The 18,456-nt window shown below is 73.9% G+C and carries 18 protein-coding genes; 13 read left to right on the plus strand and 5 right to left on the minus strand.

The window, feature by feature from the left end; translation table 11 throughout:
* The first annotated feature begins 26 nt into the window (after window positions 1–26).
* From QQS16_RS32640 to QQS16_RS32650, 3 genes are all read left to right on the plus strand, one after another.
* Complete coding sequence (locus QQS16_RS32640; RefSeq protein WP_286065649.1) at window positions 27–794, plus strand: hypothetical protein; 768 nt, start codon at window positions 27–29, stop codon at window positions 792–794.
* A 235-nt stretch (window positions 795–1,029) separates the two neighbouring features.
* Entirely contained in the window at window positions 1,030–2,283 is a 1,254-nt protein-coding gene (locus QQS16_RS32645) for an aminotransferase class I/II-fold pyridoxal phosphate-dependent enzyme (protein ID WP_286065650.1), read from the plus strand.
* Window positions 2,280–3,347 carry an MBL fold metallo-hydrolase gene (locus QQS16_RS32650; protein WP_286065651.1) on the plus strand — a complete coding sequence of 356 codons (1,068 nt, stop codon included), beginning with the start codon at window positions 2,280–2,282 and terminating at the stop codon, window positions 3,345–3,347. The genes QQS16_RS32645 and QQS16_RS32650 overlap by 4 nt, the downstream gene beginning before the upstream one ends.
* Window positions 3,348–3,592: 245 nt before the next feature.
* Here the strand turns inward: QQS16_RS32650 and QQS16_RS32655 are convergent, their stop codons facing one another.
* Both QQS16_RS32655 and QQS16_RS32660 read right to left on the minus strand, forming a co-directional pair.
* Window positions 3,593–4,219, minus strand: coding sequence for a DedA family protein (locus tag QQS16_RS32655; protein ID WP_286065652.1), 627 nt, complete (start codon window positions 4,217–4,219; stop codon window positions 3,593–3,595).
* On the minus strand, window positions 4,216–4,989 hold the full coding sequence (locus tag QQS16_RS32660; protein ID WP_286065653.1) for an MBL fold metallo-hydrolase: 774 nt from the start codon (window positions 4,987–4,989) through the stop codon (window positions 4,216–4,218). The genes QQS16_RS32655 and QQS16_RS32660 overlap by 4 nt, the downstream gene beginning before the upstream one ends.
* Before the next feature lie 84 nt (window positions 4,990–5,073).
* Between QQS16_RS32660 and QQS16_RS32665 the strand changes: the two genes are divergently transcribed.
* The 7 genes from QQS16_RS32665 to dnaK all read left to right on the plus strand — a co-directional run bounded on the left by QQS16_RS32665 (window position 5,074) and on the right by dnaK (window position 14,430).
* Entirely contained in the window at window positions 5,074–5,505 is a 432-nt protein-coding gene (locus tag QQS16_RS32665) for a hypothetical protein (RefSeq protein ID WP_286065654.1), read from the plus strand.
* 142 nt (window positions 5,506–5,647) lie between these two features.
* A complete protein-coding gene (locus tag QQS16_RS32670) occupies window positions 5,648–7,744 on the plus strand; it encodes a phage holin family protein (protein ID WP_286065655.1) in 2,097 nt (698 codons plus the stop codon).
* A gap of 279 nt (window positions 7,745–8,023) precedes the next feature.
* The gene (locus QQS16_RS32675; protein ID WP_286065656.1) at window positions 8,024–9,085 is read left to right on the plus strand and encodes an ATP-binding protein; all 1,062 of its coding nucleotides are present in this window, start codon (window positions 8,024–8,026) and stop codon (window positions 9,083–9,085) included.
* Window positions 9,082–10,881 (plus strand): vWA domain-containing protein, encoded by a 1,800-nt coding sequence (locus QQS16_RS32680; RefSeq protein WP_286065657.1) that lies wholly within the window; start codon window positions 9,082–9,084, stop codon window positions 10,879–10,881. Before QQS16_RS32675 ends, QQS16_RS32680 begins: the two co-directional genes overlap by 4 nt.
* A gap of 63 nt (window positions 10,882–10,944) precedes the next feature.
* Window positions 10,945–11,373 (plus strand): OsmC family protein, encoded by a 429-nt coding sequence (locus QQS16_RS32685; protein ID WP_286065658.1) that lies wholly within the window; start codon window positions 10,945–10,947, stop codon window positions 11,371–11,373.
* 255 nt (window positions 11,374–11,628) lie between these two features.
* On the plus strand, window positions 11,629–12,408 hold the full coding sequence (locus QQS16_RS32690) for a glycerophosphodiester phosphodiesterase family protein (RefSeq protein ID WP_286065659.1): 780 nt from the start codon (window positions 11,629–11,631) through the stop codon (window positions 12,406–12,408).
* A gap of 123 nt (window positions 12,409–12,531) precedes the next feature.
* Window positions 12,532–14,430, plus strand: coding sequence for a molecular chaperone DnaK (gene dnaK, locus QQS16_RS32695; protein ID WP_286065660.1), 1,899 nt, complete (start codon window positions 12,532–12,534; stop codon window positions 14,428–14,430).
* Between the two features lie 38 nt (window positions 14,431–14,468).
* On the opposite strand, the gene QQS16_RS32700 is transcribed toward dnaK, so the two are convergent.
* Together QQS16_RS32700 and QQS16_RS32705 are read right to left on the minus strand one after the other, a co-directional pair.
* Entirely contained in the window at window positions 14,469–14,966 is a 498-nt protein-coding gene (locus tag QQS16_RS32700; RefSeq protein WP_286065661.1) for a nitrate reductase molybdenum cofactor assembly chaperone, read from the minus strand.
* A gap of 247 nt (window positions 14,967–15,213) precedes the next feature.
* Window positions 15,214–16,077, minus strand: a complete 864-nt coding sequence (locus QQS16_RS32705) for a Sco1979 family transcriptional regulator (protein ID WP_286065662.1) — start codon at window positions 16,075–16,077, stop codon at window positions 15,214–15,216.
* A gap of 305 nt (window positions 16,078–16,382) precedes the next feature.
* Here QQS16_RS32705 and QQS16_RS32710 point away from each other — a divergent pair, with 305 nt between their 5' ends.
* Window positions 16,383–16,808, plus strand: a complete 426-nt coding sequence (locus QQS16_RS32710) for a hypothetical protein (protein WP_286065664.1) — start codon at window positions 16,383–16,385, stop codon at window positions 16,806–16,808.
* Here the strand turns inward: QQS16_RS32710 and QQS16_RS32715 are convergent.
* The gene (locus tag QQS16_RS32715) at window positions 16,790–17,623 is read right to left on the minus strand and encodes a helix-turn-helix domain-containing protein (protein ID WP_286065665.1); all 834 of its coding nucleotides are present in this window, start codon (window positions 17,621–17,623) and stop codon (window positions 16,790–16,792) included. The genes QQS16_RS32710 and QQS16_RS32715 overlap by 19 nt on opposite strands.
* Window positions 17,624–17,916: 293 nt before the next feature.
* Between QQS16_RS32715 and QQS16_RS32720 the strand changes: the two genes are divergently transcribed.
* Window positions 17,917–18,081 carry a hypothetical protein gene (locus QQS16_RS32720; RefSeq protein WP_286065666.1) on the plus strand — a complete coding sequence of 55 codons (165 nt, stop codon included), beginning with the start codon at window positions 17,917–17,919 and terminating at the stop codon, window positions 18,079–18,081.
* A gap of 68 nt (window positions 18,082–18,149) precedes the next feature.
* On the plus strand, window positions 18,150–18,455 hold the full coding sequence (locus QQS16_RS32725; RefSeq protein WP_286065667.1) for a 4a-hydroxytetrahydrobiopterin dehydratase: 306 nt from the start codon (window positions 18,150–18,152) through the stop codon (window positions 18,453–18,455).
* Window position 18,456 lies beyond the last annotated feature (1 nt).

Genomic DNA, 18,456 nt, shown 5'->3' on the forward strand with positions numbered 1-18,456 from the left:
CGCAGCCGGCCGAAGGAGCCCACCCCATGTGCCGCAGTGCCCGTGCCCTGTCCGTCGCCGTCCTGGCCGGTGCCGTCCTCGGCCTCGCCGTGCCGGCGGCCTCCGCGGAGCCGACCGCTGCCGCGGAGCCGACCGCGGAGGTCAGCCCGGGCACCGCGTCCCCGGGCGACAGCGTCACCGTCTCCGTCGCCTGCGAACCGACCGGCGGACCGGCGCCCGACACGATCGACGCCGCCTCGGAGGCCTTCGAGGCGGGCAGCGTCAAGCTGAAGCTCGTGCCCGGCGAGGACGACGAGCTCTCCGGCCCCGCCTACGAGGGCACCGCCCGCCTCGCCCCCGCCGAGCACTTCGAGGAGGGCGTGGACGCGGTCGGCCCGGACTCCGCGTGGACCGTCGACGGCACCTGCCCGGCCCCGCCCGGCGGGAAGGGCGCGCAGTGGAGCGTGACGTTCACCGTGCAGCGGGGGAGCGACAAGCCGTGCGCCGAGTCGCACACCGGGTCCTGTGCCACCGGCACCGCCTGCGCTGAGTCGCACACCGGGTCCTGTGCCACCAGCAGCCCCTGCGCTGAGTCGCACACCGGGTCCTGTGCCACCGGCACCGCCTGCGCTGAGTCGCACACCGAGGCCGAGTCCTGCGGCGGCGCGGTCGTCCCGCGCGGGGTCCGGGCGGGTGCGGGCGGCGCCTTCACCGACTCCGTGCCCGCCCTGGTCGCCGGCGGCCTGCTGATCGCGGGCGCGTTCGGCGCGGCCGTCCACCGCCTGCGCCGCAAGGAGCCCGCGACCGACCACTGATCCGGCGGCCGCCCCGTCTCAGCCCCGCACCCCGATGTCACCGTCCGACGGCGGCCGCCTCCGCCGTGTGACCCGCGCAACTCTCATCGGCGCTCATGGCACCCCGTCACCGTGGGTACCCAGAACCCGAGGGAACGACCCGCACCGCACGCGCCCTCACAGCGGCCACCGGACACACCGGACCATGGTCGACGGACGGGAAGAGCAGCCTCACCGGTCCCCTACGGAGGTACGGATGCCGCGGACGGACCCGGAAGGCCACGGCCCCGTCCGCTTCGGGCCGCCGCTCCCCGAGGACGGGCTGCCGGTGCTGCCCGAACTGTCCGCCGTGCTCGCCACCGCGGCCGGCCGCGCGGAGAGCGAACCCGTCGGCGGCGGGCCGGCTCTGCTGGACGCCACGTGCGGACACTGGGACCGGCGCGGGCTGCCCACCGAGGCAGACCGGGTGGTCGCCGCCCCCGGCGCCCCGGCCCTGCTGCTCGCGCTGACCGCCGCGCTCGGCGGTGACGTCCTGGTACCGCGGCCCTGCGCCGCCTGGTGGGCGCCGTACGCGCGCCTGCTGGGGCGACCCGCCTTCCACGTGCCGACCCAGGCCGAGTCCGGCGGTGTCCCGGATCCGTACGCACTCCTGGAGACCGTGCGCCGGGTACGCGCCGAGGGCGGTGACCCCCGGCTGCTCGTGCTGTCCGTCGCCGACGATCCCACCGCCACCGTCGCCCCGCCCGAACTGCTGCACGAGACTCTGGAGGCCGCCGTCGGGGAGGGCCTGCACCTGGTGAGCGACGAGACCTGGCGCGACACCGTGCACGATCCGCACGGCACCGTGCTGCTCAGCCCGGCGGAGATGCTGCCCGACCGGGTCACCGTCCTGACCGATCTGGCCGGCGCGCTGCTGCCGACCGGCTGGCCGGCCGCCGCCGCCCGCTTCCCCGCGGGCGGGTCCGACGGGAACGGTCTGCACGCGCGCGTGCTCGACGTCCTCACCGCGCTCGGCGCCCGCGTCGCCACACCGGTCGCCGCCGCGGCCGCGTACGCCCTGGAGGAGCCCGAGCCGGTCGTCGCCCGCCGCCGGGCCGTCGTACGCCTGCACGCGCGCGTGGCCGCCGCCGCGTACACCGCCGTGACCGCCGCGGGCGCCGTCGCCCGGCCCCCGCAGGCCGGGCGTCACCTCTACGTCGACCTCGATCCCCTGCGGCCCGGGCTCGCCACGCACGGCGTCGACGACGCCCAGGACCTGGAGGACTTCCTCACCGCCCGGCTGGGTATGCCCGCTCCCGGCGGCCACCGCTTCGGCGACGACCTCGGGGCGCTGCGCGTGCGCCTGTCCACCGGCCCGCTGCTGGGCGCGGGTACGGACGAGGAGCGCGCGCACTGCCTCGATTCACCCTCGCCGTTGGAACTGCCACACGTGCGACGCGCGTTGATCCTTCTGGAATCGGTCTTCGACGATCTTCGCGACGACGCTCAGCGACGGGAGCCTTCTCGATGACGCAACAGTCCGAGTCGACCACGAGCACCCCCGCCCGGGACAGCGGTGCTCCGGCGACCCCGACCCCCTTCGCGCCTCCGACCGCGCCCAGACCGCTCGGCGAACGCCGGGTGTGGCCGCGGACCTTCCACGACCGCCTGACCGCCCCGCTGCCCGGCCTCAAGGCCATGGCCCGCTTCGCCCGCGAGGGCGCCATCCGCCCCGGCCGGGAGGGCCTCGCCGACATTCCCCGGCTGCCCTTCGCCCCGGCCCCGCTGCCCCGCGTCGACGCCGGCACGGTCGCCGTCTCCTGGGCCGGGCACGCCAGCTGGGTCGTGCAGATCGGCGGGCTGACCGTCCTCACCGACCCCGTCTGGTCCCGCCGCATCCTCGGCACCCCGGCCCGTATCACTCCGGTCGGCATCGCCTGGAACGACCTGCCGTCCGTCGACGCGGTCGTCATCAGCCACAACCACTACGACCACCTGGACGCGCCCACACTGCGCCGGCTCCCGCGCCACACCCCGGTGTTCGTGCCCGCCGGACTCGCCCGCTGGTTCCACCGCCGCCGGTTCACGAACGTCACCGAGCTGGACTGGTGGGAGGCGGCCGAACTGGACGGAGTGCGCTTCGACTTCGTCCCGTCCCACCACTGGTCCAAGCGTTCCCTCACCGACACCTGCCGCAGCCTGTGGGGCGGCTGGGTCCTCACCGCCCCGGACGGCCGGCGCGTCTACTTCGCGGGCGACACGGGATACGGCCACTGGTTCGCCCGCATCGGGGAGCGCCACCCCGGGATCGACCTCGCCCTGCTGCCGATCGGCGCCTACGACCCCCGCTGGTGGCTGAGCGACGTCCACTGCGACCCGGAGGAGGCGGTCCGCGCCGCGCAGGACCTCGGGGCCCGGCGGATGGCACCCATGCACTGGGCGACGTTCGTCCTGTCGGCGGAACCGGTGCTGGAGCCGCTCACCCGGGTGCGGGCCGCCTGGAAGAAGGCGGGGCTGGACCGCGACGACCTGTGGGACCTGCCGGTGGGAGGCTCCCGCGTCCTCGACCGAACCCCCGGCCTCCCGGCGTACTGACTCCCGCCCCCCTGACTGCTGAGCAGTCGGCCTCCCGGGCCGTTGACTCGGGTGCCGTCGAGCTCCCGAGCTACTGGCTCCGGTGCCACCGGCCTCCCGGCTCCCGGCCTTGCGGCTCCCGCCCACCGCCACGCTCCCGCCCACCGCTGGGCTCCGGCGCCCCACTGGGCTCCCGCCCACCGACCGCCGCGCTCCCGACTGCCCGCCCGCCCCGCTGCCGGGTTTCGAGTTATCCGAGGGGCCGGTTACTGCGCCGCAGTCCTCCGGACGCGCCGCCACAGGCTTGGTGCCGCGCTGATCAGCACGGTCAGGGCGACCGCCGCGACCACGCCCTTCCAGGGCTCGCTGAACAGCGAGCCGCCGAGGATCCCGATCAGCTGGTAGGTCACCGCCCAGGCCAGACACGCCGGCAGGTTCCCCCGGGCGAACCTGCGCATCGGCCACTTCGCCATCAGACAGGCCAGCATCACCGGGATCCGGCCCGCCGGCACCAGCCGGGACAGCACCAGCACCGCCACCCCGTGGTCGGCGAGCTTCTCCTGGGCCTGACCGAGCCGGTCCTCGGGGGCACGGGAGCGGAGCGCCTCCAGCCAGCGCGAGCCGTTCTTCGACCGCATCCCGCGTCGCCCCAGCCAGTACAGCGTCGCGTCCCCGAGGAACGCGGCCGCCGACGCCGTCACGAACACGATCGCCAGCGCGAGCGGCGCCGCCTGGTGGAACGCCACCACGGCGGCCGAACTCACCAGCGCGCCGGTGGGCACGACCGGCACCAGCGCCCCGATCAGCACCAGCAGGAACAGCGTGGGATAGCCGATCGCCTGGTGGGTCGACGCGAACGGCACGGTCGTCGGAAGGGCGGCGAGCCAGGTCACCGGGCGGCCTCCAGCCGGACGCTCTCCCCGTGCCCGAGCCGGTGCACCGCCACCTCGGGCGCGCGCTCGGCCGCCCGGCGCACGAACTCCTCGCCCGGCGTGTGGAACTCGTGCGGGCGCACGGCGTCCATCCCGATCGGCCAGTACGTGCCGTAGTGCACCGGCACCGCGCTGCGCGGTCCCAGCCGGGCCAGCGCCTCGGCGGCCCGCCCCGCGTCCAGATGCCCCTCGCCGAGGTACGGGCCCCAGCCGCCCACCGGCAGCAGCGCCACGTCGACCGGCCCGACCTCCTTGGCCATCTCGTCGAACAGGCCGGTGTCCCCGGCGAAGTACGTGCGGGCCTCCCCCTCGACGACATAGCCGAGGGCGGGGGAGCGGTGCGGACCGAGCGGCAGCCGCCGCCCGTCGTGCAGGGCGGGCACCACCCGTATCGCCAGATCGCCGACCCGTATCTCGTCACCGGGCGCCACCTCGCGCACCTGGAGATGCGTGAGCCGGCGCAGCCCCGGTACCGCCCGTGGTGCGCCCCGGGGCACGAGCAGGCGCGTGCCCGGGGTGAGCCGCGCGAGCGACGGGACGTGCAGATGGTCGGCGTGCAGGTGGGAGACCAGCGCCACGTCGGCGTGCCAGGCGCCGGGCGGCGGGAGCGCGCCCCGGCGGCGGCGCAGATGCGCCAGCCGACGGGCGAACAGGGGATCGGTGAGCACGCGGACGTGCGAGTCCACGACCGTGCAGGTGGCGTGACCCCACCAGGTGATCTCCACCGGCACCTCTTTGCCTCCTTCGCGCGACTCCCCGAAGCCTACGGGCAGGAGTAGGGTCGGCGGCGAAACCCGGAGGTGAGGGGGGGCTCCATGGGACACATGCGCGGTGCCTACGGCACGCCCGGTCCGTTGCGCGTCACGGCGATCGCCAGCCTGACGCCCCTTCAGGAACTGGACGACGACCCCTTCCTGGTGGACTCCCGCAGCCAGCACGCGATGTGCGCCCGCTGGGCCGCCGAGCGGGGCCACGTGGTCACCCGGGAACTCCTCGTGTGCGCGCTGCGTCCCGACCACGACGTCCTGTGGGAAGGCGTACGGCCCGGCCGTGACCTGTTCGTCGCGCCGAGCCTGCGCGTGCTGCGCAGCGCGCTGTCGTCGGTCGACGAGTTCACCGCAGAGTGCGCGCGCCGCGGGGTGCGGGTGGAGACGGTCGGCCGTGCGGAACCGTCGTACGACGCCCAGATGAAGGCACGGGTGCACCGGCGGCTGTCCATGCCGACGGCCGGGTACGACGGGCGGTAGCCCGCGGAAGGATGCGGCGGGAAGCCCTGGGACCCGCGGTGGACCGCGGCGGGACGGGCGGTGGACCGCGGCAGCGGTGCCGCGAAACCCCGTATGACAGGCTTGGCTCAGGCCCGCACCGACGACGGGCCGGGGACGTGAGGTGCGGGGCGTGCGTGCGGGGCGTTGGCGGCGGGTGGCCAGTCAGGTCGGGCGGAGCGTCGCCGTGTGGGCCGTCTCCACCCTCACGATGTTGCTGCTGGCCGGACTCCTGCCGGACTTCCGGCTCCAGTCCGCCGACGACGACAGCGCCACCCGGATCGCCGTCACCGCCGCGTTCGGCGCCGGCGCCTTCGGTCTCCTGTCGGCCCTCGCCTGGCCCCTTCTCGTGCGGCTGCTGCTGCTCGTGCCCGCGCTGGTGCTCGGGCTGCTGGTGTTCTTCCTCAACGGCGCGCTGCTGCTGCTCGCGCTGCGGCTGAACCCCACCGAGCAGGGCGACGCCGCCCCGGAGACCGCGGTCGTGGTGGCCGCCGTGATGTCCGCCGTCGCCTCCGCGACCGGCGCCGCCCTGGCCGTCCGCGACGACGACGCCTACCGGCGCCGCCTGTACCGCCTCGCCGACCGCCGCCGCCGATCCGGCCCGGCCGGCCCCGCCACTCACGGCATCGTGTTCATGCAGCTCGACGGCGTCGGCCACGACGTGCTGCTGGACGCGGTCGGCAAGGGCCTGATGCCCACCGTCGCCCGCTGGCTCGGCGTCGGTGACGGTCTCGGCGCGGCCCGCAGAGGCACCCACCGCCTCACTCCCTGGCGCACCGACTGGTCCAGCCAGACCGGCGCCAGCCAGCTCGGCATCCTGCACGGCAGCAATCACGACGTGCCCGCCTTCCGCTGGTACGAGAAGGACCGCCGCGAGGTGATGGTCTGCAACCGCCCGACCAGCGCCGCCGAACTCCAGCGCCGTGCCGTCGAGGCCACCGGTGACGACGGGCTGCTCGGCGTCGACGGCGCCAGCCGCGGCAACCTGTTCTCCGGCGGCGCCGAGCAGCAGGCCCTCGTGCTGTCCATAGCCACCCGCCGCCGCAGCCGCGAGACCCGCTCCCGGGCGGGCTACTTCGCCTACTTCTCCGACCCGGCCAACGCGGTGCGCACCGCCATGTCCTTCGTCGCCGACGTCGGCCGGGAGATCGGCGAGTCCACCCGGGCGCGCGTGCGCAAGGCCCGCCCCCGGGTGGGACGCGGCGGCCTCTACCCCTTCATCCGCGCGTTCGCGACCGTCGTCGAACGCGATGTCGTCGTCGCCGCCGTCACGGGCGACATGCTCGCGGGCCGCACCGCCGTCTACGCCGACCTCGTCGCCTACGACGAGGTGGCCCACCACTCGGGGCCGACCAGCCGTGACGCCGAGAAGGTCCTCGAACGTCTCGACCGCTCCCTCGCCCTGATCGAGAACGTCGCCGAGCACGCCCCGCGTCCCTACCGGATCGTGGTGCTCTCCGACCACGGCCAGAGCCCCGGCGAGACCTTCCGCGCCCGCTACGGCCTCACCCTCGGCGACCTGGTGCGGGCCGGCTGCGGGCTGCCCGTGCCGCGCAGGGCGCGCCGCACCCACAGCGGCGCCGAGGCCCGCGCGGCCGTGCGCACCGCGCTGCGCCGGCCGGTCGAGGAGGTCGGTGAGCAGTACCGGCCCGCACGCGGCTCCGAGCCGATCGTGCTGGCCTCGGGCAACCTGGGCCTGGTCTCCTTCCCGGACGTGCCGCACCGGATGACCAAGGAGGAGATCGACGCCCGCCACCCCGCCCTGCTGACGACCCTCGCCAACCACCCCGGCATCGGGTTCCTGCTGGTGCGCAGCGAGCGGCACGGCGGGGTGGTCCTCGGCCCGTTCGGCACGGAGATCCCGCTGGACGACCTCGACGAGAAGCCCGGCCCGCTCGCCGACTTCGGCCCCGGAGCCGCCGACGCCGTCCGCCGCACCCACTCGTTCCCGCACACCGCCGACATCATGGTCAACTCCTGGTACGACCCGGTCGAGGGAGAGGTCCTCGCCTTCGAGGAGCAGATCGGCTCGCACGGCGGTCTCGGCGGCGCCCAGGGGAAGGCCTTCCTGCTGTCGCCGCTCACCCTGTCCGCCCCCGTCGAGGACGGGGCGGAACTGGCCGGCGCCGAGCACATCCACCGCGTGCTGCGCCGCTGGCTGCGCGAGACGGACGGCCCCCAGGTCCCGCTGGCGGCGCGCCGCGAACGACGCGCCGCCTGAACCCACGCCCTCCGCCACTCCTCCCGTACCCCCATGGCCAGGAGGAGCGGGTGCACGAAGGACCGTGGATCACCGTCCCACCGCCGGACGGATGTGCCCAGGGCACATTCAGGCCACCCCGGCGGGCACACGCGGCCCGCCCGCCGGTGGCGCCGGTGGTGTTCGGGCGTGGCGAGGGCCAGGAAAAAACAGCTGCGCCGGCCGACCGCCCCCCTCAGACTGTTCGTATCCGGCGCCGCACACCTGCGCGCCCTTCTCGAACACCCCAGGAGTCTCCGCGTGCAGGCAGCCGTCACGGTCACGCCCTCCCGTCTGCCCGACCTGCTGCTCGGTCTCGCCACGGTGCGGCCGGTCTTCGTCTGGGGCGCCCCCGGCATCGGAAAGTCCTCCCTGGTGCGGGAGTTCGCCGCATCGCTCGGCCTGGAGTGTGTGAGTCTGCTCGGCACCCAGCTCGCCCCCGAGGACCTGATCGGCGTGCCCCAGATCCGCGACGGACGCTCGGTGTTCTGCCCGCCGGAGGCCATCGCCCGCGACGAGCCGTACTGTCTGTTCCTGGACGAGCTGAACGCGGCTACCCCGGACGTGCAGAAGGCGTTCTACTCGCTGATCCTGGACCGCCGGATCGGGAACTACGAACTGCCGGGGGGCTCCATCGTCATCGGCGCCGGCAACCGTGCCACCGACAACGCCCTGGCCCGCCCGATCGCCTCCGCCCTGGTCAACCGCCTCACCCACGTCCACCTGGAGGCGTCCCCGAGGGACTGGCTGGCCTGGGCCGCGGGCAACGGCATCCACCCCTGGATCGTCGACCACCTCACGGACCGGCCCGGCCACCTGTGGTCCAAGCCGCCGAAGACCGAGGAGCCGTTCTCCACGCCCCGTTCCTGGCACATGCTCTCCGACGCCCTGCACTCCTTCGGCCCCGGCCTCGACGAGGAGACCCTGAAGGTCCTCGCGCACGGCACCCTGACGCCCGCCCACGCGATGGCGTTCTGCGGGTACGTCAAGATCGTGCGCAGCCGGTTCGGCATCGAGGCGATCCTCAAGGGCGACGCCCGCTGGCCGAGCCGCATGGAGGACCGCGACCTGCTGTACTACCTCGCCGAGTCCTTCCGCGGCCGGCTGATCAAGGAACTCCCGGCCAGCAAGGAGCACATGTCGGCGAACGGCCGGCAGACCGCGTACCGCGCCAAGTCCCTGCTCGTGCAGCTCGCGGAGATCTCCGTGGAGGTCGCCCAGAGCGTCATCGCCTCCGACCCCGACGGCAACCCGCTGCTGCCCGCCTGGTTCCTCATCGAGGCGGCCCGTGACATGCCCCGGCTGGTGGAGGCGCGCCGGTGAGCCGGGGCGGCAAGCGGGCTCAGCCGAAGAAGGACCCGGCCGCCGAGGCGTGCGCCGAGGGCCTGCGGCTGGTGCGGGCGAACCCGGCGCTGGCCGCGATCGACGCCACCACGTGCCGCGACAAGGACTGCGAACTGGCCCCCCGGGACGGCCTCGCCCGGGTCACCTCCAACGGCCGCGTGCATCTGCACCCCACCCGCCTCGCGGAACCCGAGGACTGGGCCTGGGCCATCGCCCACGCCCTGATCCACCTCGGCTTCGGTCACGTCCCCGCCGCGCACGGCGAGCGCGTCCAGCCCGACCGCTACGACCTCGCCGCCCGCTGCACGGTCGTCAACCGCTTCCTGCTGACCTCTCCCGTCGGCCGGGCGCCGGACCACCTGCCGCCGTCCTACCCCGGCGGTGACGAGGAGCAACTGGCCGCCGGCTGGCGGCGAGCGGGCATCCCGGGCGCGTACGAACACTGCGGCACGGCCGCCGGGGAGGCCGACCAGGTCCTCGTGCCCTGGAACAAGTGGGATCCGCACGTCCCGGACTGGCAGGCGGCGTTCGCGACCGCCCTGACCCGCACCATGTCCACCGCCCTCGACCTGGCGGGCGGCCGACGCGACTCCATGACCGGCGAGCCGACCCGGCTGCGCCCCTGGGAACGCGCGCTGAGCTGGTTCGTGTCCTCCTACCCGCTGCTCGGCGGCATCGCGGCCGGCATCAGGATCGTCGCCGACGCGGAACTCGCCCGCGCCCACGACATCTCCGTGGCCGCGGTGGACGCGGAGGCGGGCGAGATCTACGTCAACCCCCTGCGCGAACTCGACGACGAGGAATGGCGGTTCGTCCTCGCGCACGAGATGCTGCACGCGGCCCTGCGGCACGGCGACCGCTGCGGCACCCGCGACCCGTACCTCTTCAACGTCGCCTGCGACTACGTCATCAACGGCTGGCTGACCGAGATGCAGGTCGGCACCATGCCCGCGGGCCTGCTCCACGACCCGGAACTGACCGGTCTGTCCGCGGAGGAGGTCTACGACCGCATCGCCGTCGACCTGCGGCGGATGCGCCGCCTGTCCACGCTGCGCGGCAAGGGCCGCGGCGACATCCTGGGCGGCCCGCTGCGCGCGCCCGGCGAATGCGTCGACCTGGACGAGTTCTACCGCCGCGGCCTCGCCCACGGCCTGGACCTGCACGAGGGGCAGGAGCGCGGTTTCCTGCCCGGCGGCCTGGTCCAGGAGATCCGCGCGCTCAGCCATCCGCCGCTGCCGTGGGACGCCCGGCTCGCCCGCTGGTTCGACGAGTTCGTGCCCCGCCCGGAGCCGGTACGGACCTACGCCCGCCCGGCGCGCCGGCAGGCGGCCACGCCGGACATCCCGCGCGCGGGGCGTTACTTCCCGCCCGAGGAGATCGCCCGCTGCACCTTCGGCGTCGTCCTGGACACCTCCGGCTCCATGGACCGGGTCCTGCTCGGCAAGGCGCTCGGCGCGATCGCCTCGTACGCGGAGGCCCGGGACGTACCGGCCGCCCGGGTGGTGTTCTGCGACGCGGCCCCGCACGACGCCGGCTATCTGCCCGTCACCGACATCGCGGGCCGGGTGCGGGTGCACGGCCGCGGCGGCACCGTCCTGCAGCCCGGCGTCGACCTGCTGCACCGCGCGGACGACTTCCCGCCCGCCGCGCCGATCCTGGTGATCACCGACGGCTGGTGCGACGTGCTGCGGGTCCGCCGCGAGCACGCCTACCTGATCCCGCAGGGGGCGCGACTGCCGTTCAGCGCGCGCGGGCCGGTCTTCCGGGTGAGCTGAGCCGGACGTGATCGGTATGGTGGCGTGAACCCCGGAATTCGGGACCTTAGGAAAGGAATGACCGTGGCCACCACGCGCTCCGCACACACCGTCTGGGAAGGCAACCTGCTCGAGGGCAACGGGGTCGTCACCTTCGACTCCTCCGGCGCCATCGCCGAGCAGCCGGTGACCTGGGCCGCCCGCACCCAGGAGGCGAACGGCAGGACCAGCCCCGAGGAGCTGATCGCGGCCGCCCACTCCAGCTGCTTCTCCATGGCGTTCTCGCACGCCCTCGCCGGAGCGGGCACCCCGCCCACCAAGCTCGTCACTTCCGCCGACGTCACCTTCCAGCCGGGTGAGGGCATCACCGGCATCCACCTCACCGTCGAGGGCACCGTGCCGGGCCTCGACGAGGACGGCTTCGTCGCCGCCGCCGAGGACGCCAAGGTCAACTGCCCGGTCAGCCAGGCACTGAAGGCCGTCCCGATCACGCTGTCCGCGAAGCTCACCTGACCCGTCCTCACGACGGACACCCCCGCAGGCCGCCCCTTCCCGGGGCGGCCTGTGTGCGGGCCGGTTCACGGACACCGGTCCGGGTAGGCAGCTGACGTCGGCGGAAGGCGGGGACGGTGGCGGGAACCTCCAGCGGCGCGGCGGTACTCGACCCCGCGATCCGTGAACCGACCCGCGTGGCCCTGCCGTTCAGCCTCGACGGCCGGCCCGCCCCGGTGTCCGCGCCCCGATCCCCGTCCGGGAGCTGACGAGACGATGCCGCCACGACCCGCCGTGTGCGCACACCGAGGCGGATCCGAACACGCCGCCGCGGCCACCCGGGAGGCCTACGAGGACGCGATCCGGTCGGGTGCCGAGTACGTCGAGTTCGACATCCGGCGGACCGCCGACGGCGTCCTCGTCGTCTACCACGACCCCCGCGTCGGGCCCGCCGGGCCGCCCCTGTCGGCGCTCACCCACGCGGAACTGAGCGAGCGGGCCGGGTACGCTGTCCCGGTCGTGGACGACGTCATGTCCCTGATCGCCGGGAAACTGGTCGGGCACCTGGACCTGAAGGAGACCGGGTACGAGCACGTGGTGATCGACCGGGCGATCGCCCTGCTCGGGGCGGACGGCTTCGTCGCCACCACCCTGGAGGACCGTTCCGTGGCCGCCATCACCCGGAGCTTCCCCCGGGTCCGCACCGCCCTGTCCCTGGGCCGCGACCGCAGGGAGATCGCCCCGGCCCGCCTGACCCGTACCCGGCTGAGCGAACTGCTGCCGATGCGGCGGGTCCGCGCCTGCGGCGCCGGCGGGGTCGCCGCGCACCACCGGCTGGCACGCGCCGGCGTCCTGCGCGAGGCGGCCCGGCAGGGCCTGTTCACCCTGGTGTGGACCGTCAACGAGGACCTTCCGATGCGGGCCTTCCTCGCCGATCGGCGCGTCGACGTCCTGGTCACCGACCGCCCCCGCCGCGCCCTCGCCCTGCGCGGCGCCCGGCACGACGGACACCCGCTCGGACACCCGTCCCTCGAACCGGGGCACCCGTCCGCCTGAACCGGGGTACCCGTGCCGTGGAGCCGGGGTGTCCGTCCCTCCGCGGGACGTGCCCTTGACAAGAGCGCACTCAAGTTTTGTGCTGGAGTGCGAGAAGCTCCCTGCCGGCGGAAGGGGACAGCGATGGGACGTGCGGTCGGAATCGATCTCGGGACCACGAACTCGGTGGTGGCGGTGCTGGAGGGCGGCGAATCCACCGTCGTCGCCAACGCGGAAGGAGCCAGGACCACCCCGTCGGTGGTGGCGTTCGCCAAGAACGGCGAGGTGCTCGTCGGCGAGGTCGCCAAACGGCAGGCCGTGACCAACGTCGACCGCACCGCCCGCTCCGTGAAGCGGTACATGGGCGACCCCGCCTGGCGCTTCCCGGCGGAGGGGTCCGTCGACGGCACCCGCTACCGGGCGCAGGAACTGTCCGCGCGGGTGCTGCAGAAGCTGAAGCGCGACGCGGAGTCCTACCTCGGCGAGGACGTCACCGACGCCGTGATCACCGTACCGGCGTACTTCGACGACACCCAGCGGCAGGCCACCAAGGAGGCCGGGGAGATCGCCGGCCTGAAGGTCCTGAGGATCATCAACGAGCCGACCGCCGCCGCCCTCGCCTACGGCCTCGACCGGGGCGAGGAGCAGACCGTCCTCGTCTTCGACCTCGGCGGCGGCACCTTCGACGTGTCCCTGCTGGAGATCGGCGACGGCGTCATCGAGGTCAAGGCCACCAACGGCGACACCCGCCTCGGCGGCGACGACTGGGACCAGCGGATGGTGGAGCACCTGGTCAAGCGCTTCAAGGGGCAGTCCGGCATCGACCTCGGCAAGGACAGGATGGCCCTGCAACGCCTGCGCGAGGGCGCCGAGAAGGCCAAGATCGAACTGTCCAGCTCCTCCGAGACGACGATCAACCTGCCCTACATCACCGCCTCCGCCGAGGGCCCCCTCCACCTCGACGAGAAGCTGACCCGCGCCCAGTTCCAGGAACTCACCGCCGACCTCCTCGACCGCTGCCGGACCCCCTTCCACCAGGCGATCAAGGACGCCGGGGTGAAGCTGTCCGCGATCGACCACGTCATCCTGGTCGGCGGTTCGACCCGGATGCCCGCCGTCACCGACCTGGTCAAGGAACTCACCGGCAAGGAGCCGCACAAGGGCGTCAACCCGGACGAGGTCGTCGCCGTCGGCGCGGCTCTCCAGGCCGGTGTCATCCGCGGTGACGTGAAGGACGTCCTGCTCCTCGACGTCACCCCGCTGTCCCTGGGCATCGAGACCAAGGGCGGCATCATGACCAAACTGATCGAACGCAACACCACGATCCCCACCCGCCGTTCGGAGATCTTCACCACCGCCGCCGACAACCAGCCCTCCGTCGGCATCCAGGTCTACCAGGGCGAACGGGAGATCGCCGCGTACAACAAGAAGCTCGGGGTCTTCGACCTCAGCGGTCTGCCGCCCGCCCCGCGCGGCGTCCCGCAGATCGAGGTCGCCTTCGACATCGACGCGAACGGCATCATGCACGTCTCCGCGAAGGACCTCGCCACCGGCCGCGAACAGAAGATGACCGTGACCGGCGGCTCGGCCCTGCCCAAGGACGACATCGACCGCATGATGCGGGAGGCCGAACAGTACGCGGAGGAGGACCGCCAACGCCGCGAGGCGGCCGAGACCCGCAACCAGGCCGAGCAACTCGTCTACCAGACCGAGAAGTTCGTCCGCGAGAACGAGGACAAGGTGCCCGCCGACACCAGGGCCGAGGTCGAGTCGGCGGTCACGGAACTCAAACAGCTCCTGGAGGGGAACGCCGAGACGACCGCCCTGCGCACGGGGGTGGAGAAACTCGCCTCCGTCAGCCAGAAGATGGGCCAGGCGATGTACGCGTCCGCCGCAGGCACCGGCACCGGCACCGGCACCGGCACCGAGGACCCGTCCGACCGCCAGAGCGCGTCGGACGAGGAGGGCGTGGTGGACGCGGAGATCGTCGACGACGAAAGGGACCCCACGGACCGCAAGGACCACAAGGGCGACTCGGCCTAGGACCCGCCCGCCCGGAACCCGTACCGCTCACAGGCCGCTCACGGGCGCGCCGTCCCGGTGCCCTCGGCCGGCAGCGCGGCGCACACGGCGTCCAGGACCGCGGCGTACGGCGTACCGAGGCCGCTCAGCCGGGACCGCAGCCGCTCCAGGCCGTCCCGGTGCCCGGTGAGCAGATCCGTGTCGCCGGTGCGGGCCGTCAACTCCAGGACCGCGGGCAGGAAGTCGGGCCGTTCCGCGCCCGCGAACTCCAGCCCGTGTTCCCGGTAGACCTCTTCGAGGCGGACCAGCGAGATGCCACGCCGGGGGTCCCCGTCGTCCCGCCACCGGCTCAGATGAAGGCTGTGCCGGTCGTCGGCGTCGAAGACCCGCACGTAGTGCGCGGCCAGTTCCGGTGCGGGCGTCACCGCCGCGTGGTCGGTGAACTCCCGCAGTTGCGGTGCCGCTTCGCGCAGCAGCGGCAGCCGGGCCCGGAAGGCGCCGTCCGGGTACGTCAGGCACAGCGCCGCCGCCTGGTACAGCACCGCGTCCGAGGGCATCGGGCCTCCTGTCGTCGGTGGTCCGCCGCGGCGCGGCGCTCCCTGCCTGCCCGTGGCTGCTTCGAACCTAGGGCGGGGCGGGGGAGCGCACCCGTCCACCGCACCCGTACGGGTCAGGGCTCGCGGGCGAGCCCCGCGCAGACCGGCACGACGCCCTCCGCCCGCGCCGCCACGTCCCCGGGCCCCGGCCGCCCCCGCGGAACGGGATCACCCGGGCCAGGAGCATCCCGAAGGTGCCGTACGCGGCTCAGAAGTCCGCGCGGCGCTCCCGCAGCAGTTCCCTCGTGCGCTCCGCCGAGGCCGCCCCCGCGGACATGTGGTCCAGGACCTCCAGATGGGTGGCGACCTCCTTGCGGGAGTCGAGGTACAGCGCGCCGGTGAGGTACTCGGTGAACACCATGTCGGGCAGCTGCGGCTCGGCGAAACGGAACAGCGAGAAGGGCGCGTACGTGCCCGGATGCGGGCCCTTCGCGAACTCCGCGACCTGTAGCGTGACCCGGTCGCGCTCGGCGAACCGGAGGAGCTTGTCCAGCTGGTCGCGCATGACCTCGCCGCGGATGCTCACCGGCCGCCGCAGCACCGTCTCGTCCATGATCACCCACAGGTGGGGCGGATCCTGCCGTTCCAGCAGCTGCTGCCGGGCCATCCGCAGCGACACGTGCCGCTCGATCGTCTCCCCACCCGCCTGCCCGATCGTCCCGGCCTCCAGCACGGCACGCGCGTAGTCCTCGGTCTGGAGCAGACCGGGCACGAAGTGCGGCTCGTACGAACGGATGATCCGGGCGGCGCCCTCCAGGCTCACGTACAGGCTGAACCAGTCCGGCAGCACGTCGTGGAAGCGCTGCCACCAGCCCGGCTGGTTCGCCTCCTCGGCCAGCGCGACGAACGAAGCCGACTCGTCCTCGGACACGCCGTACGTCTCCAGCAGCACCTGCACATAGGGGATCTTCAGCGCGACGTCGGCCGTCTCCATCCGCCGTACCGTCGCGGGGGCCACCCGCAGTACCTGCGCGGCCTCCTCCCGTCTGAGGCCGGCCGCCTCCCGCAGTTCCTGCAGGCGTCTGCCGAGCACCACCTGACCCACCGTGGGCGCGGGACGCCGCTCACTCACGCCACGCCTCCCCTACGCGTCGAAGTTCGCGTGCAGTGTGTCATGTTCCGCTCCCGGTCTCATCAGTCTCTCCGGACCGAGGCCGCGCCACACACCACACCGGTCGCGCCGCGCGGCGGCGGGCCGGCCCGGACGCCATTACCCCGGGGGTAATCGACGCCGCCGGCGGTACGCGGGATCGTGACGGCACCGGGTTCCGGGCCGGCGCACTCCGGCCCGGGATCCGGGCCCCTGTCCGGCGGCCACGGGGATCCGGGAACGGGATCCCGCTGCCTCGACCCGACCACGACGGAAGGTGACGCGTCATGTCCGCGACCCAGCTCACCACGCTCGCCCGGACCTCCGACCCGCACGCCGTGCTGCGTCGCCTCCTCGCCCTGGACGCGGTGGTGACCGGCGTGAACGGGATCGCCTACCTCGCCGCCGCCGGCCCGCTGGGGGACTTCCTCGGCACCGGCACCCGGCTGCTGCTCGCTCTCGGGGCGTTCCTCACGGTGTACGCGGCGGCCGTCGGCCTGCTCGCCGCCCGCGCCCGTCCCGCCGCGCTGCCGGTCCGGGCGGTGGTGGAGGCCAACCTGGCCTGGGCGGTGCTGAGCCTGGCCGCCCTCGGCCTGTGGCTGTCACCGACCACGGCGGGCACCGTGTGGACCGTGCTCCAGGCGCTCACCGTGGCCGGGTTCGCCGCGTTGCAGTACGGGGCCCTGAGGCTCCGTCAGGGCAGCAGCGAGTGAAGGTACTTGACCGTCGCCGGGTCGGCCGGGAGCAGCGTCTCGATGGCCAGCTCGGCGACGGTCACGTCCATCGGGGTGTTGAAGGTAGCGATGGAGGAGATGAAGGACAGCGTCCGCCCCTCGTGCTCGATCCGCATCGGCAGCGCGAAGTACGGGACCGGCTCGCCGCCCGGCTCCTCCTCGGCCCCCTCCTCCGGCACCGGGTACGCCGCGACCTCCTCGTACAGCGCCCGCAGCTCCGGCGAGCGGTGCAGGGCGATCTGCCGGCCCATCTGGTCGAGCAGATGCCCGCGCCACTCACGCAGATTGCGGATCCGCGGGGCCAGGCCCTCCGGGTGCAGGGTCAGCCGCATCGCGTTCAGCGGCCGCGTGAGCAGGGACGGCGAGACGCCGTCCAGCAGCATCAGGATGCCCCGGTTGGCCACGACGACGTTGTAGAGCGCGTCGACCACCAGCGCCGGGTAGGGCTCGTAGCCCTGGATCAGGCGCTCCATGCCCTCGCGCAGGGCGTCCAGCGCCGGGTCGTCCAGCGGGGTCTCCGGGTAGCGGGGCGCGTAACCGGCCGCCAGCAGCAGCGCGTTGCGCTCACGCACGGGTACGTCCAGGTGCTCGGCCAGCCTGAGCAGCAGTTCCTCGCTCGGCCGGGAGCGGCCCGTCTCGACGAAGCTGATGTGCCGGGCCGAGGAGTCCGCCCGTAGCGCCAACTCCAGCTGGCTCACCCGCCGTCGCTCCCGCCAGGCGCGTAGCAGCGGGCCGATGCCCTGGCCCTGGGGGGCGCCGAACGGCGCGGTGTCACCGGACGCGACAGTGGTCATGCACCCGACCGTAGCCGAGGAACGGTCACCCGGAGTCGGGGAGTGGGCGCATGAACGGACCGGGGGCCCTGGAGACGCGGCGGTGTACCGCGCCCGGGTGGGGGCTGCCCGCCGGGTGGGGCGGTCGGTGACGCCTTGGCCACCGGTCGAGTTCTCCTCCCTCGGCCGGATGATCCGTGCGGCCCACGGACCGCGCGGGGTGACCGGAGCTTCGTGCCGGGCGGGCACGGTGCGGTGGGTCTGGTCAGCGAGATCCGTGCGGCCCACGGACCGCGCGGGGTGACCGGAGCTTCGTGCCGGGCGCGCACGGTGCGGTGGGTCTGGTCAGCGACGACACGCAGATGCCCCTGCTCACGGCCGAGGGGGTCCAGCGGGTCGAGGGCCGCGCCCGCGCCGCCGTGCTCACCGACGACCTCGCGGCCCAGGGCATGCGCGCCCGACCCCCGGCGCCCTCCTGACCAGGGGCCCCGGCGGCACAGCTGTGGCACGCTGAAGACGTACCCGGCGCCCAGGAAGGAACCAGGCCATGCCCGTCGAACCCCTGTCCCAGAAGGAGATCGAGGACCGGCTGGCGGAGCTGCCGGGCTGGTCGCTCGACGGCGACCGGCTCACCCGCACCTACCGGCTCGGCACGCACTTCGCCGCCACCGCGATGGTCGTCCACATCGCCCGGGTGCAGGAGGAGCTCGACCACCACTCCGACCTCACCCTCGGCTACAACACGGTGTCCGTGAGTGTCCACACGCACAGCGTCGGCGGTGCCGTCACCGAGCTGGACTTCGAGCTCGCGCGGAAGGTGGAGGACCTCGCCCCCGGCCACGGAGCCCGGTGAC

Source organism: Streptomyces sp. ALI-76-A, assembly GCF_030287445.1.
Lineage (GTDB): Bacteria > Actinomycetota > Actinomycetes > Streptomycetales > Streptomycetaceae > Streptomyces.

What these genes read in the sequence shown, in the direction of transcription:
- QQS16_RS32640 (WP_286065649.1), top strand. Translation starts at nt 27, where the DNA reads ATGTGCCGCAGTGCCCGTGCCCTGTCCGTCGCCGTCCTGGCCGGTGCC.
- QQS16_RS32645 (WP_286065650.1), top strand. Translation starts at nt 1,030, where the DNA reads ATGCCGCGGACGGACCCGGAAGGCCACGGCCCCGTCCGCTTCGGGCCG.
- QQS16_RS32650 (WP_286065651.1), top strand. Translation starts at nt 2,280, where the DNA reads ATGACGCAACAGTCCGAGTCGACCACGAGCACCCCCGCCCGGGACAGC.
- QQS16_RS32665 (WP_286065654.1), top strand. Translation starts at nt 5,074, where the DNA reads ATGGGACACATGCGCGGTGCCTACGGCACGCCCGGTCCGTTGCGCGTC.
- QQS16_RS32690 (WP_286065659.1), top strand. Translation starts at nt 11,629, where the DNA reads ATGCCGCCACGACCCGCCGTGTGCGCACACCGAGGCGGATCCGAACAC.
- dnaK (WP_286065660.1), top strand. Translation starts at nt 12,532, where the DNA reads ATGGGACGTGCGGTCGGAATCGATCTCGGGACCACGAACTCGGTGGTG.
- QQS16_RS32700 (WP_286065661.1), bottom strand. Translation starts at nt 14,966, where the DNA reads ATGCCCTCGGACGCGGTGCTGTACCAGGCGGCGGCGCTGTGCCTGACG.
- QQS16_RS32710 (WP_286065664.1), top strand. Translation starts at nt 16,383, where the DNA reads ATGTCCGCGACCCAGCTCACCACGCTCGCCCGGACCTCCGACCCGCAC.
- QQS16_RS32715 (WP_286065665.1), bottom strand. Translation starts at nt 17,623, where the DNA reads ATGACCACTGTCGCGTCCGGTGACACCGCGCCGTTCGGCGCCCCCCAG.
- QQS16_RS32725 (WP_286065667.1), top strand. Translation starts at nt 18,150, where the DNA reads ATGCCCGTCGAACCCCTGTCCCAGAAGGAGATCGAGGACCGGCTGGCG.